The 14,850-nt window shown below is 37.1% G+C and carries 9 protein-coding genes; 4 read left to right on the top strand and 5 right to left on the bottom strand.

Annotation, left to right across the window (positions count from 1 at the left end; translation table 11 throughout):
* Nucleotides 1-177: 177 nt before the first annotated feature.
* Both BW946_RS17480 and gldJ read right to left on the bottom strand, forming a co-directional pair.
* Entirely contained in the window at nt 178-1,449 is a 1,272-nt protein-coding gene (locus tag BW946_RS17480) for a UDP-N-acetylmuramoyl-tripeptide--D-alanyl-D-alanine ligase (RefSeq protein WP_076597390.1), read from the bottom strand.
* A 153-nt stretch (nt 1,450-1,602) separates the two neighbouring features.
* Nucleotides 1,603-3,204 (bottom strand): gliding motility lipoprotein GldJ, encoded by a 1,602-nt coding sequence (gldJ, locus tag BW946_RS17485; RefSeq protein WP_076597391.1) that lies wholly within the window; start codon nt 3,202-3,204, stop codon nt 1,603-1,605.
* Between the two features lie 164 nt (nt 3,205-3,368).
* On the opposite strand from gldJ, the gene porU reads away from it, so the two are divergent.
* Nucleotides 3,369-7,271, top strand: coding sequence for a type IX secretion system sortase PorU (gene porU / locus BW946_RS17490; protein WP_076597392.1), 3,903 nt, complete (start codon nt 3,369-3,371; stop codon nt 7,269-7,271).
* Between the two features lie 60 nt (nt 7,272-7,331).
* Complete coding sequence (gene porV, locus BW946_RS17495) at nt 7,332-8,495, top strand: type IX secretion system outer membrane channel protein PorV (protein ID WP_076597393.1); 1,164 nt, start codon at nt 7,332-7,334, stop codon at nt 8,493-8,495.
* A gap of 139 nt (nt 8,496-8,634) precedes the next feature.
* Here porV and blaCHM read toward each other — a convergent pair whose 3' ends face one another.
* Nucleotides 8,635-9,393, bottom strand: coding sequence for a CHM family subclass B1 metallo-beta-lactamase (gene blaCHM / locus BW946_RS17500; protein WP_076597394.1), 759 nt, complete (start codon nt 9,391-9,393; stop codon nt 8,635-8,637).
* Nucleotides 9,394-9,624: 231 nt separating this feature from the next.
* Between blaCHM and BW946_RS17505 the strand changes: the two genes are divergently transcribed.
* Nucleotides 9,625-11,895: an FUSC family protein gene (locus BW946_RS17505; RefSeq protein ID WP_076597395.1), complete on the top strand. Its 2,271-nt coding sequence runs from the start codon at nt 9,625-9,627 to the stop codon at nt 11,893-11,895.
* Here the strand turns inward: BW946_RS17505 and BW946_RS17510 are convergent.
* Nucleotides 11,876-12,490 (bottom strand): 4'-phosphopantetheinyl transferase family protein, encoded by a 615-nt coding sequence (locus BW946_RS17510; protein WP_076597396.1) that lies wholly within the window; start codon nt 12,488-12,490, stop codon nt 11,876-11,878. The two genes, BW946_RS17505 and BW946_RS17510, sit on opposite strands and share 20 nt — an antisense overlap.
* A gap of 273 nt (nt 12,491-12,763) precedes the next feature.
* Nucleotides 12,764-13,282: a HugZ family pyridoxamine 5'-phosphate oxidase gene (locus BW946_RS17515; protein ID WP_076597397.1), complete on the bottom strand. Its 519-nt coding sequence runs from the start codon at nt 13,280-13,282 to the stop codon at nt 12,764-12,766.
* A gap of 166 nt (nt 13,283-13,448) precedes the next feature.
* Here BW946_RS17515 and ahcY point away from each other — a divergent pair, with 166 nt between their 5' ends.
* Entirely contained in the window at nt 13,449-14,762 is a 1,314-nt protein-coding gene (ahcY, locus tag BW946_RS17520) for an adenosylhomocysteinase (RefSeq protein ID WP_076597398.1), read from the top strand.
* Nucleotides 14,763-14,850 lie beyond the last annotated feature (88 nt).

Genomic DNA, 14,850 nt, shown 5'->3' on the forward strand with positions numbered 1-14,850 from the left:
GTTCTCAACCAATTTATGCTTATTTTTGAAGAAAGGCTCAGATTATAAAATCCAAGCCCTGACTTTTTAACTTACACACTTTGTGGGATAGTGTCCAATGAAATTTTATAAGGCTGAATAAAGAACAACTCTTTGCCCATCAGGAACTTCCCTCTCCCAGCCTCCAGCTTCCTTACTTTAAATAAAGTCAATCACTTTCTCCAGAGCAATTCCTCTGGACCCTTTCAGCAATATATTCTCGGACTGAATTTTATTCTGTTTTAAATACTCTATTAATTCTGCTGTATTTTCAAAAGCAAGATCTGAAGAATTAACAGTTTTAAAATGTTTACCCACTGTAATAATTTCATTAAAATGAAGATTCTGAGCGAGTTTTAAGATATTCTGATGCTCTTTCTCACTTTCGTCACCCAATTCCAGCATATCGCCGATAATAATGGTTTTACGACCTTCAAAACTGATAAAATTATTTAAGGAAGCGGTCATAGAGCTTGGGTTGGCATTATAAGTATCCAGAACCAAAGTTCTGTCCTCTTTTTTCACCACCTGAGATCTCATATTCGTTGGGGTGTATAGCTCCAGAGCGTGCTTTATTTTTTCAAAGCTGATTCCGAAATGAAGTCCTAAACTTGCGGCTGCACAAAGATTGGTAAAATTATATTCTCCTGTGAGCTTTGAAACAGCTTTTACTCCCTGATAAACCAATCCTACAAAATGTTCTTCTGAAAAAGATTCAAAATGATAATGAGAGGTTTCTGCTCCAAAAGTAATTTTAGGGGAATAGTTTTCAGTTTTCTCTACCTGAATAGGATCGTTTTCATTAACAACAATAGTTCTGTTATTGTTTTTAAGATAATCGTAGAGCTCAGACTTTCCTTTAATTACCCCTTCAAAACCTCCGAATCCTTCCAAATGAGCTTTCCCGAAGTTGGTAATATATCCGAAATCAGGCTGCGAAATGGTACACAGGAATTCAATTTCTTTCTGATGGTTGGCTCCCATTTCAATCACAGCCATCTCATGCTCCGGTTGAATGGAAAGAATGGTCAGCGGTACTCCGATATGGTTATTCAGATTTCCAGCGGTGTACTGAACATTAAATTTTTCAGAAAGAACCGCATGAATCAACTCTTTGGTGGTTGTCTTTCCGTTACTTCCTGTAAGTCCTATAAAAGGAATATTAAGTTTGCTTCTGTGATAGATTGCCAATTGCTGTAAAAATTCCAGGGTAGACGGAACATAGAAAATGTTTTTATCTCTGTTTTCAAATTCCGGAAGTTCAACAATCACTGCCAAAGCTCCGTCATCAATGGCTTTTTCCGCCAGAGTAGCTGCATTGAAATTCTCACCGGAAAAGGCAAAGAAAATATCATTCTCTGCTATTTTTCTGCTGTCAATAGTTACTTTTGCAGCCTGCAGAAATAAAGGATAAAACTGTTCTATATTCATGTGGAAATATATATTTTTTTAAAAGAAGTCACACGCAGTCGCCAAATCTATACAAGTATTTTAGACTTTTCAGCCAAAGCGATTTCACGGTTCAAAAATAAAAAAACCTTCCGAAAGTTCGGAAGGTTTTTTATAAGTATTTTTTGATAAATATTATCTTCTAGTTCTACTCTTATCGCTGGCTCTGGCATCCTGTGCAACACGGAACCCTACCCATCCATAAGCTCTGTTTTGATTTTTATATCTTCTTTGTCCCGGATCCAGCCAATATGCTGTATCCTGCCAAGAACCACCTTTCACAACTCTAACCTCGTTAGAAATTCCGGAAGTTCTTTCTTTGGTATCTTTCTGCAGTTTCACTCTACCGCTGGCATCTACAACGAAACTTGTTTTAGGAGCGTTGTACATATCGAATCCTGAAGCAGAATCAGAAGCTCTGTAATATTCTAATGAAGACTGTCTGTCGCCATCTCTGTAGTTTCTGTAGTCAGCAATAGTTTGTCTTTCAAATTGTCCGGGAAGTCCTCTGTAAACTAATCTTCCGTCAGCTAACGTATCATATTTGATAGTGCCTTCGTCGATCATTTTATAAGTTCCGTCACCATTTCTTACGATGGTCTGAGGCATGTTTCCTCTGTAGTAGTTAAAATCATTGTAATCTTCATCAATGATTGGTCTGTAAACGTCAGCTGTCCATTCAGAAACGTTTCCGTACATACCATAGATTCCTAAATCGTTAGATGGATATTGTCTTACATCAGAAGTTTGAGCTGATCCGTCGTTTTTCCATCCTGCGATACCTGAATAGTCACCTTTACCCATTTTGAAGTTTTCAAGGAACATTCCTCTGTCTCTTCCTTTGTTACCTCTTAATCTTTCAATTTGAGGTTTTTTTCCCAGATATTGGTTATATTCTCTGTTTTTAGCCATACCAAGAGCAGCATATTCCCATTCTACTTCAGTAGGAAGTCTGAACTTCTGTACCATTGCAGCATTAGGAGCTCTGTTAGCAGCAAGCAATCTCTGGTTTGTAGTTTTCATACCAGTTTTCTGCTGCATTCTTTTCTCATTGATATACCCTTGCATTTCAGGATCATTCGATTTGAATTTATCCATGTTGAAAGCAGTACCTCCCTGGTTGTTGGATTCGTTGATATACAAATCCTTGGCAATAATACCAGCCTGCATCAAAGCTTTTTCGTTCGCTCTGTCTGACAGCCATTCACAGTATCTGTTTGCCTGAGTCCAGGAAACTCCTACTACCGGATAGTAATCAAATTCCGGAGAACGCAGATAAGTTTCATTATAATCGTTTCTTGCTAATTTGTTGTCCCATAATAAGGTATCCGGTAAAGCACCGTTATAGATCTCCTTAAAACTCGGGTCACTTGGTGGGAATACATACTTCAACCATGTAAGGTATTCGCGGTATTCGTAGTTAGTAATTTCAGTTTCACCGATAAAGAATGAACTTACCTGCATTCTGCGAGGCGTGTTATTCCAATCGTGCATAACATCATCTTTCACTAATCCCATTGTAAAAGTTCCACCTTCTACATATACCATCCCAGGCCAACCCTTCTGCTTCTGTTGCTTTCCTGCAAAAAACCAACCCTGTTTTTCGTTTGGTTTCCAACCTGTTTTGCTGACAAATTTTTTGGTACCGCCACCTTTGCTGGTTCCTGATCCGCCACAGCTGGTTAATGCAAGTGTAGAACTTAATGCTATTAATGAAAACAACTTTAGTTTTTTCATAGTCGATATAAATATTTTCAAAGTACAAAGAAAAAATAAATTATTCAATAAATCAAGTAAACATTTGATTTTTTTGAAAAACGTTAACAAATTAATTTTATTGTATCACAATTTAATTCTAAAATTTTCATTTATTTTGTAATTTAGCAATTTCAATAGTAAACATGAAACGAAAAATTACGATTTTATATTTAATCGCTTTTGCATCAACACTTTACGCCCAAAGAAACACCATAGAATGGAATGGCTCTAAAATTCAGGATTTTGGTGACACAAAATTAAATCTTCCTAATTTTAAAAATGAAGGTTTTTCTTACAGCCAAAATAATGTTTTTATTGTAAGCAAGCAAAAAATCGGGGAAAAGCAATTAAAAATCTCAGACCTTGTCTGGGAAAGCGTTTCTAATCAGGATTTATTTGAGCTGGATAAAGGCAGACTTCCGGATTATGATGTAGCAGATGTTTCCTATTATACTTTAGAGGGTGAAAGCTATGCCAGCATCAGTATTGCTTTATTTAAAAATGTAAAAGGCCGTGTCCAGAGATTATCTTCGTTTAATGTTTCAGAGGCTTCTTCTTTTATCAATACAACAGGAACTGTTAATAAAATAGGAACCACTGGTAATCCTTTATCAAGTGGAAATTTCTATAAGATAAAAGTAGACAAATCGGGAGTATTCAAAATCACTTCCCAGTTTTTAAAAGATAACGGAATCAATCCAAGTTCAGTAAATCCTAAAAACTTCAGAATTTATGGAAACGGAGGATTAATGCTTCCTGAATACAATCAGGATCCAAGATACGGGGCTTTACAGGAAAATTCCATTCAGGTAGTAGGTGAAGATGATGGAGTATGGAATGACAATGACTACGCTCTTTTCTATGCGCAGGGTCCTGACGGATATAACCTTTATGATACCGGTAATGGAAATGGATTTAAAAGACACGATACGCGATTCAGTGAAAGAAGCAATAATGTCAAAAACATTTATGAAGATTTCTCTTACTATTATATCAACTTTGATAAGGGGGCGGGAAAAAGAGTTCCTACTGTAGACGGAAATCTTCCTGCACAGCTGATTACAAGATATGACAATTACCAGGTGATCAACAAGGATCAGAAAAACCTGTTAAAAGTAGGAAGAACATGGGTAGAGGATACTCCTTTCACCAATGAAAAGACCATAACATTAACTACCAATTCACCTATACAGGCGAATGATGTAATACGATACAGAACTCAGGTGGTTGCGTACAATTCTCAGCAGAATACAATGGATTTTAAAATTAATAATTTAAATCCGCACCCACAGCAGGTAATTCCTATGGACACTCCTTCCTATCAGTATACCTTCTATCCTGTAACATACACCGGAACATTAACTAATCTTACCGGAAACCAGTTTACCCTGGTTTATAATCCGGATATTTCCAAGAATCCAAATGGAACTTTCTATTTTGATTATGTAGAGGTTCAATATAAAGAAAATCTTGCCTTCAATGGTTCACAAATGAACTTCAGGGATTATTCTATTGTAAGCGGAAGCAACACAGATTACGGTTTCAGTATCAGTAATGCTGCTAATATAGAACAGGTATGGGATGTAACGGATATTACAAATGTTAACAGAAGAGTGAATAAAGCAGGAGCAGGCTCTTTCAACTTTGCTTACACTGCTTCTGATCAGAATTTCAATAATGAATTTGTAGCTTTCCGTGCTGATGCGGCGTATAGTCCACAGTTTGTAGGAAGAATTTCCAATCAGAATCTTGCCGCAATACAAAACGTAGATTATCTTATCCTTACCGTTCCTGAAATGATGGGCCAGGCACAGAGAATTGCCAACTACCATCAAACCAAGAATAACTATAAGGTGGAAATTGTTGACATCAACAAAATCTACGAGGAATATGGCAGCGGAAGTAAAGATCTTACCGCGATAAGAGATTTCGTAAGCAAACTCAATACTCCTCTGGGCAGACTTCAGTATGTATTTATTCTTGGGGATGCTTCATATGATTATAAAAACAGGGTTCCGAACAATTCAAACGTTGTTGCCAGCTACCAGAGTGAACAATCTTCTGATTACGTATCCTCTTTTGTGACGGATGATTATATTGTAATGACCAAGCCGCAGAATACCTTATTAATTGAAAACAATCTACCGGATGTGCCAGTGGGTAGAATTCCTGCAGCCAATGTAAGTGAAGCCGGAGATATGATCAATAAAACACTGGCATATTACAATTCTCTTCAGGGGCAGTCATCTCCTTTTGGAGACTGGCGTATGCGACTTGACTTTGTAGTGGATGATAATGAGGAAGGAGGCGGTCCGTTCCATAATGTAATGAACAACTCCCTGGTAAATATATTTGAACAGCCAGGTCAGCAGGAACTCAAAGAATATAATGTTAAAAAATTATATATGGATGCTTTTACCGCTCAGAGTACCTCTGGCGGGCGGAGATATCCACAGGTAAACCAGGCTATTTCCAATGCTATCGGAAACAGTTTGTACTTATTCTATTTCGGACACGGAGGAATCAATGGCTGGGCACAGGAAAGAGTGCTTACCAGCACAGAGGTTCAGAATGCCAACAACTTCTCCAATGTATACAGCAGATTCCCTTTTGTTTCTACCATCACTTGTGAATTCACATTATGGGACGAGCCTGCAACCAACTCTGTTGGAGAACAGTTTATTAAAATGAAGCAGGGAGGTGTTTCTACCATGATTACTTCCAGCCGTGCTATTGGAGTAGATTACGGACGTGATTTTACCAATACATTTACCCAAAATATCTTTAAATTAACCAATGACGATTTTAATTCGTTGGGAAATGCTCAATTAATTGCCAAAAAACAAAAAGGACCCAACAGTAACCACTTAAAAGTAAACTTCCTGGGTGATCCGGCTATGAAATTAAGCAGACCTCAAAGACTTCTGGTTATTGATAATATTGAAACGCCCGTTCCGGGACTGATCAGAGGTCTGGATTTTGTAAAAATTAAAGGACACATCAATAATCCGAATGGAACGCTGAACAATACCTTTAACGGAAAAGTCAGCATCAATATTTTTGATAAGAGATTAAACAAAAAAACACTCAATAACAGTGGCATTTTAACTCCGGTTTTAGATTATACTGAAGAAGGAAGTGCTATTGTAAAATCTGCAGGAACTGCTGTAAACGGAGTTTTCACTGCTGAATTCTACGTTCCTAAAGATATTAACTATGCTGTAGGGCAAGGAAGGATACTAGCCTATGCTGACAACAAGTCAACGGATGTTTTTAACAACCAGGCTGTACAGGTGGGAGATATCAATCCTAATGGAATTAATGATAATCAGCCTCCAAAAGTAAAACTGTATATGAACAACACCAATTTTGCTGATGGCGGAATTACCAACCAGAATCCTATGCTTCTTGCCTGTCTTACCGATGATACAGGAATCAACTCAACAGGATCCGGTGTAGGACATGATATTACAGTATACCTTGACGGACAGATTATCAATACAGTTGTTTTGAATGATTTTTATGCTCCGGGAGAAGGAAACGGATGTTTAAATCCAAGTCTTGCCGAATATCAGAAAGGGAATGTAACCTACCCTTTCAGAAATCTGGCAATAGGACAACATCAATTAACATTTAAAGTTTGGGATATAAACAATAATTCGACAACTGCTACGTTAAATTTTGAGGTTAAAGATGAATCTGACCAACACCTGACAATCAACCGTCCGCTGAACTGGCCAAATCCATTTACCAATAAAACCTATATTCAGTTTGAACACAATTGTGATGATATTCTGGATGTAAACGTACAAATTTATACAATAACCGGAAGATTGGTAAGAACCTTATCACAGCCAGTGGTTGCAGAACCTTTCCTGCAGGGCTTCAGAACCCCTCGTCAGGCAATAGAATGGGACGGAAGAGATGATTTTGGGTCTACGGTAGCAAAAGGTACGTATATTTTTAAGATATTTGCAAAAAGTCAAAATCAAGAAAAATGCAAAGGAAGTGCTACAGCTGTAGAAAAAATGGTACTTTTGAAATAATAAAACAAGACAATAGACAATAATATTAATAAAAAACTGATAATATATAAAAGACAACATATGAATTTAACTACTAAACTGCTATTAGGATTTGGTTTGAGTGCTGGTTTTTTAGGCTATTCGCAAGATTTAGGTAAAGTAAACCCAGTTCTTACCGGAGCTCCTTTCTTAAGAATTGCACCTGATGCAAGATCGGGAGGTATGGGAGATCAAGGGGTGGTAACCTCTCCGGATGCATTTTCACAATTCTGGAATGCGGCTAAATACCCTTTCAGCAGGACAAGTTCTTCCGTAGGTCTTAACTATACGCCTTACATGGGAAAACTTACCAATGATGTATTCTTATTATATGCTTCGTTCCATAAGTTTTTGGGGCAGGAAGAAAGATCTACAATTTCTGCGAGTATCTATTATTTTAATATGGGACAGGTAGACCTGACTCAATTGGTAGGTACGGAAATCGCTTCCATGGGTACATCAAAACCAAACGAATTCTCCATTGACGTTGCCTATGCTTTGAAACTCTCTGATTCATTCTCAGGTGCCGTTACCGGTAGATTTATCCGTTCAGACTTAGCCGGAGGTTTCAATACAGATACCACTCTTAAAGCGGCCAACAGTTTCGCAGTAGACGTTTCGGCATACTATACTTCACCAAGATTCTCCAGTATTGGTGGATATGATGGTAAAGTGAATGCAGGTTTAGCGGTTCAGAACTTAGGTCCAAAACTGGATTATACAGGAAATGAAGAATCAAGATCTTATCTTCCTACTATGGCAAGATTAGGGGTTGGATATGACATGTATCTTGATGATATGAACAGAGTTGGAATTTCTGTGGAAGGTTCAAAGCTTTTGGTTCCTGGATCTGAGTATGCAGGAATAGACCCGAATACAAGACAGCCCATCTACCAGATCCCGAATGTAGGACCAATGGCTGGTATCGGAAAATCTTTCAAAAACAAAAACAGTATCATGTACAGTGGTGCCTTAGAATATTCCTATGACAATGCATTTTCTGTAAGAGGAGGTTACTTCCATGAAAGTGAAGAGCAGGGAGCAAGACAGTTTGCTACTGCGGGGGTTGGGTTAAGATACCGTTCTTTCGGACTTGATCTTTCTTACCTGATCAATATGTCTAAAATCAACAGTGCTTTGGATAACACTCTACGTTTCGGTCTTACCTGGAACATTGGAGAAGAAACATCCAACAACGATCGTTAATAAAAGAAAAAGCAATATAAAAAAGCCTCAATACATTATTGTATGGAGGCTTTTTTTATGTCAATCGTCAATCCGCTCCGCTTGTCAATTTTTGAAAACTTGAAAAAATTCACTATTCACTTTGCAAAGCAAGAATTCACTATTGACCTTTGAATAATGCAATGGTATAATCAAGGAGTTTTCCATCACCGTAGTCTCCATGTCCCGGAACTGCAATTTTCACATCGGGATATTCTTTTTTTACTTTTTCAACAGTAGCGGACCAGGCAGAAACATTGGCATCACCTAAATATCCTTTACCTGCCTCCAGCTCTTTTAATAAGCAGCCACCAAATAAAATATTCTCGTTCGGGAAATAACCTACTGCATTATCTTTTGTATGCCCTTCGCCAAAAAATTTTGCGATAACATCTTTATTCCCGACTTGTAAAATAACAGCATCATTAAAACTGTTTTCAGGAATAACAAAATTATTTTCTTGGGCCAGCTCAATTGTTTTTGTATAAGAGTAAGAAGGAATACGATGTTTATGAAACGCCATCAATCCTCCTAAACTATCATCATGAAAATGGGTTGGAATAATGGCCTTAATTTTTGCATTAAGTTTTTCATTAATCCACCGTATCAGCTCTTCTGAACTTTTATCATTGGTTGGGGTGTCCAAAACAATAGCTTCGTGATGATCTTTCACAACCAATCCATTACAGGGTACATTTCCAAAATCATTGGTCTGTTTAAAGGAAGTATGAATAAAAGAATTTTCCGAAATCCGGGTAATAATCAGGGTGTTGGATTTATAAACTTTCTTTGCCTTGAAGTTTTCCTTTTTCTGTGAACCGCAGCTCAGAATGAAAAAAGAAAAGAATATGATGAAGACATTTTTAATAGTATTTTTCATGAAACCTTTTTATTTAAACTTTGAGACAAGCTAAGGTAGGAATTCGTGGAATAAGATTTGTTACCTGTTCTGTTAAAAATGACCAATTGTGAGTGGTAAATCATTCCTATGTCTCTTCTGTCAATTTATTTTAAATAGCCCAACAGCAGAATTAAAAAAATATAGCATAGAAGTTGAGAAAAGTCTTTTTTTTATGGCGATTTTCTTAAATTCAATAGCTATTTTTGTAATATGAACTATTCGGCGGAACTAAAAAAATTTGTAACCAGTCAGTATGTATATTCTGCCATCAGAATTACATTAGCAACTGTTCTGCCTTGTTTAGTCCTCGCCCACTTCGGGATATTGAAAGAATATTTCCTTTTCCCTCTCGGAACCAGCTTTGTGGCTCTTACAGACCAACCCGGCCCATTTATCCGAAGAAGAAATGCTCTTACTTTCGCTATATGCTGTTTTGTCTTTGTAGCGCTCATTGCCAGCCTTGTAATGAATATCAAAGTACTGGTGATTCTGGAAGTCATTGTCTTTGGGATGTTTTTTTCCCTCATTGGCGTGTATGGTCAAAGATTAGCTGCTGTAGGTTCATTATCGCTTGTGGTACTCGCCATCTTTATTGATGGGCATCTTACAGGAAGCAATATCTTTAAAAGTTTATTGATTTTTGCTTCCGGCTGTATATGGTTTTTACTTATATTCCTTGTTGTAACAACTATTCGTCCTTATAAACTGGCAAGCCAGATGATTGGTGAAAATTATCTCCAGCTGGCTGATTTTTTAAAGATCAAAGCCAATTATTATCAGAAAAATCCTGACTTTAATAAGCTGACAACTCAGGTTATTGCCAAGCAGATTCAAATAAAAAATCTGCAGGAAGATACGCGGGAAACAGTTTTCAAAACCAGAACCATCGTCAATGAATCTACGACCACCAGTCGTTTATTAATGCTGATGTTCCTGAACTCGATGGACCTTCATGAAAAACTGATGACTTCTGAAAGTGATTATCAAAAGCTGCAGCAGAGCTTTGAAGACAGTATGATCCTGGTTAATATCCATGATTATCTAAACCTTTTGGCTGAAGAGATCACCAATATCGGAATTGCCCTTCAAAGTGGTACCAGAGCAAAGCCGATGTTTAATCTGGAACAGGAATTAAAAAGCTTAAATTATAATTATTTCGAACTTAGAAATAAGCAGCTTTCGCCGGACAATCTGGAAAATTTCATGATCCTGCGCCAGATCCTGATGCGTATCTATGAGATCACAAAGGAAATCAACGAGATCTATAAAGTATTTTCACAGGATATCAAACTGGCGAAAAGTTTATCTACAGGGTTAGACCTTAAGAAATTTATGCCTAATGAGCCTAAATTGAATGCCAAGGTTCTGAGAAATAATATATCACTATCATCTTCCCATTTCCGCCATGCCATAAGAATTACAACAGCTTTATTGCTGGGATATGTTTTTTCTATGTTCGATTTTCTTGGACTGGGGCACACGTATTGGATATTAATTACCATTACAGCAATTTTAAAACCAGCTTATTCCATTACTAAACAGAGAAACCTTCTCCGTCTCTATGGAACGATTGCCGGGGCAAGTATTGCGTATGCGATTCTGCATTTTATACATATTAACGGGGTTTTATTTGCGATTCTCCTTATCAGTATGATTATGTGCTTCAGCTTTTTGAAAGGGCGGTATTTCTGGGCAGTTTTATTCATGACAATTTATATTTTTCTGAGTTTTAATTTTTTAAACCCCGGGAAAGTCAATATTATTTTTAAAGACAGAATCCTGGATACTGCCATTGCCGGAATCATAGCTTTTGTGGTGTCTTATATTGTACTTCCGGTGTGGGAACATACACAAAACCTGGATCTGATGAAAAAATCTGCCGCTGACAACCTTATCTATTTCCAGAGTGTAATTTCTAAATTCTTAGAAGGAAATTTCGATCTTGAAGATTATAAGGTAAAACGAAAAAATGCCATTATTTCTTTGGCTAATCTTTCCGATAATTTCCAGAGAATGATTTCCGATCCTAAAAACCAGCAGAAAAAACTGGAAGTAGTACACCAATTTGTGGCTACATCACATCTGATTACGGCCTATACCGCTTCCCTGTCTCAATACTCCAAAAGTAATGAGCAATATCCTGAAATAGATGCTGAAAGCTGGAGCAGAAAGATTGAGGCCGAAATGCAGCAAACCTCTACCCTTCTCAACGGAAACGATGTTAACGAAACACTGAAACGGGAAAGCCGTCTTGAGCCGGAAGATTCTTCCATTGAAGATATGCTTCTGAAAAGAAAAACCGAGATTGAGGAAAATGAAATTGTAGACAGAAGAGACCCTGATAAAATATCACATTTAACAGAGCTTAAAAATATCCATGATATCCTTGAGCTGATCTATGATGTAGCAAAAGAACAGAGAAAAGTGATCGAAAAATATAAAAACGAAACAGAATCTACCGCTACTCCTCCACAATCGTAAAACAGTAATCGTCAAAAAATTCTACTCTGGCTTTGAACTCATCTGAAAACTGATCATCATATACACGGCAGCTTATTTTATGAAGATGCTTCAGCCCAAATGGCTTTACTTCATAGTTTTTCTTTAAAGACCAGTATTTTGAGTGGTGGATTTTGTACATACTTTCCTTCACACTCCATATAATAGTGTAAAAAGTATCCGCCTTATCTTCAGGAATAAATCCACGCTCATTTTCATAGGTAAATTTATCAATCACCCTTAAAATCTTAGGGTTGAATTTTTCAATATCAATTCCTATTTTATTTTGGGAAATAGCAATCGCCGCAAAAGGAAAAGAGTGGGTAATAGAAATTTCCGCATCGTAGGGAGAAAGAAAGGGTTCCCTTTCTTTATATAAAATTTTAGAATCCGGTTTTAATCCTTTCAGGAGCTTGCGAACCATCAAGACTTCCAGTAGTTTTTTAGGATGATAATCTTTTACCTTTTCGGCATTTTCCGGCTCCAGAAGTTCATTGATATCAAGTTCTTCACTTTCATCGTACTTCCAAACCAAAATTGTGGCATTGTCATCTGAAAAATCTCTGTAGAGGGGCATTCTTTTTTATATGAGACAAAAATACTAAAAAAAGCTTGAAGCTGGGAGCTGGAGGATGGAAGTTACTATTCGTGGTAAAAATAATTTCCAGACCAGATAAAAGAAATTGTTGGTAAAAAAGGCTAAGGAAAGGAAGATGGGAGCGGGAAGATGGAAGTTACTATTCGCGCTAAAAATAATTTTCAGACTTTATAAAAGTAATTCGTTGATGAAAAAACAAACTCTTTGTTTCCCTAATCTTTACAAACCTCCAGCTTCATGCTTCCAGCTTACTTATTTAGCCTGATGGTTCACATCATTTCTGTGCTCTACTATTTCCAGATTAGCATCTACAAAATAAGCACTTCCGAAACCGTTTACATAAGATCCTTTTACAGGCTGCAATGCAATTAAAATGAAATCTCCCATTTCGGAAATTACCTCTACTACTTTACCGTGAGTTTTTCTAAGTTTCGCAACTACAGTATTCCCTATTTCAGAATCTTTTTCAATCTGAGAAGTGGCTGCTTCAATGGTCAGGCGTTCGCGGGCATAGATTTGTTTAGTCGCCGATTCATCTTTAATAAACATAATAGATGTTTTTCTTCCGTCTGCAAGATTTTTAGTATGTTTTGCCATGAAAGATACCAGAATATAGAATGTATGATCTAGCTGTACAAAAGGTGCATAGCTTGAATTAGGATTTCCTCCGGCATCAACAGTAGCAAGAATTACACTTTTTGAAGCATTAATCAGTTCCTGTACTTTGGGAGCAACAGGTTTGATTTTCTTTTCTGTATGGGTCTGATTCATAATATATTTGTTTATCAGCTAAAATTAATTATTTATATTAAGACTAAATAACATTAAATCATGTTTAATCTCATAAAAATGAACCTGGTTTGTCGTTTTTATATCTTAATTATTAATCGTAATTTTGCCTTTCGTTATCAATTGAATTTAAAACTATTCATTACATATGAGTACTACAACACAATACATTCCTTATAAAGTTAAGGATATTTCCCTTGCAGAATGGGGTAGAAAAGAAATTACCCTTGCAGAAGCAGAAATGCCAGGTCTGATGGCTATCCGTGAAGAATACGGACCATCTCAGCCGCTGAAAGGAGCAAGAATCGCCGGATGTCTTCACATGACGATCCAAACGGCTGTGCTTATCGAGACTCTTGTAGCTTTAGGAGCTGAAGTTACATGGTCATCTTGTAATATTTTCTCTACACAGGATCATGCTGCTGCTGCTATTGCTGCTGCAGGAATTCCGGTGTATGCGTGGAAAGGATTAAATGAAGAGGAATTTGACTGGTGTATTGAGCAGACTTTATTCTTCGGTGAAGACAGAAAGCCATTAAACATGATCTTGGATGATGGTGGAGATTTAACAAACATGGTTTTTGATAAATATCCTGAATTCACAAAAGATATTAAAGGTCTTTCTGAAGAAACCACTACAGGAGTCCACAGACTATATGAAAGAATGAAGAACGGAACTTTGGTAATGCCTGCTATCAACGTAAATGATTCAGTTACTAAATCTAAATTCGACAACAAATACGGATGTAAAGAATCTGCTGTAGATGCAGTAAGAAGAGCTACAGACGTAATGCTTGCTGGAAAAAGAGTGGTAGTTTGCGGTTATGGAGACGTAGGTAAAGGTACTGCTGCTTCATTCAGAGGAGCTGGTTCTATCGTTACTGTTACAGAAATTGACCCAATCTGTGCACTTCAGGCTGCTATGGACGGATATGAAGTAAAAAGACTGGATACTGTAGTAGACAATGCTGATATCATCATCACTACAACAGGAAACTTCAATATCGTAAGAGGAGAGCACTTCCTTAAAATGAAAGATAAAGCGATCGTTTGTAATATCGGTCATTTCGATAATGAAATCGATATGGCATGGTTAAACAAAAACTATGGTCATACTAAATCAGAAGTGAAGCCTCAGGTTGATATCTATACTATCGAAGGAAAAGAAGTGATCATCCTTGCAGAAGGTAGATTGGTAAACTTAGGATGTGCTACAGGTCACCCAAGTTTCGTAATGTCTAACTCTTTCTCTAACCAGACATTGGCTCAGATCGAATTATGGAACAACTCTGCTGCTTACAAAAACGAGGTATATATGCTTCCTAAGCACCTTGACGAAAAAGTAGCTGCTTTACACCTTAAGAAATTAAGCGTAGAGCTTGAAACTCTTTCTCCTGAGCAGGCTGAGTACATCGGAGTAGACGTAAAAGGGCCATTCAAGCCTGAATACTACAGATACTAAGATCTTAATAAAACATGATATGATCCCACTATTGGTAAGATAGTGGGATTTTTTTATGCAGCATATGAAGCATTTCTTATTTTTGCCC

The sequence above is a fragment of the Chryseobacterium sp. RU33C genome, assembly GCF_900156015.1.
In the GTDB taxonomy this organism is placed as follows: domain Bacteria; phylum Bacteroidota; class Bacteroidia; order Flavobacteriales; family Weeksellaceae; genus Chryseobacterium; species Chryseobacterium candidae.

Coding starts and splice junctions, on each gene's coding strand:
- porV (WP_076597393.1), top strand. CDS start 7,332: ATGAATTTAACTACTAAACTGCTATTAGGATTTGGTTTGAGTGCTGGT.
- BW946_RS17505 (WP_076597395.1), top strand. CDS start 9,625: ATGAACTATTCGGCGGAACTAAAAAAATTTGTAACCAGTCAGTATGTA.
- porU (WP_076597392.1), top strand. CDS start 3,369: ATGAAACGAAAAATTACGATTTTATATTTAATCGCTTTTGCATCAACA.
- BW946_RS17515 (WP_076597397.1), bottom strand. CDS start 13,282: ATGAATCAGACCCATACAGAAAAGAAAATCAAACCTGTTGCTCCCAAA.
- BW946_RS17480 (WP_076597390.1), bottom strand. CDS start 1,449: ATGAATATAGAACAGTTTTATCCTTTATTTCTGCAGGCTGCAAAAGTA.
- BW946_RS17510 (WP_076597396.1), bottom strand. CDS start 12,490: ATGCCCCTCTACAGAGATTTTTCAGATGACAATGCCACAATTTTGGTT.
- ahcY (WP_076597398.1), top strand. CDS start 13,449: ATGAGTACTACAACACAATACATTCCTTATAAAGTTAAGGATATTTCC.
- gldJ (WP_076597391.1), bottom strand. CDS start 3,204: ATGAAAAAACTAAAGTTGTTTTCATTAATAGCATTAAGTTCTACACTT.
- blaCHM (WP_076597394.1), bottom strand. CDS start 9,393: ATGAAAAATACTATTAAAAATGTCTTCATCATATTCTTTTCTTTTTTC.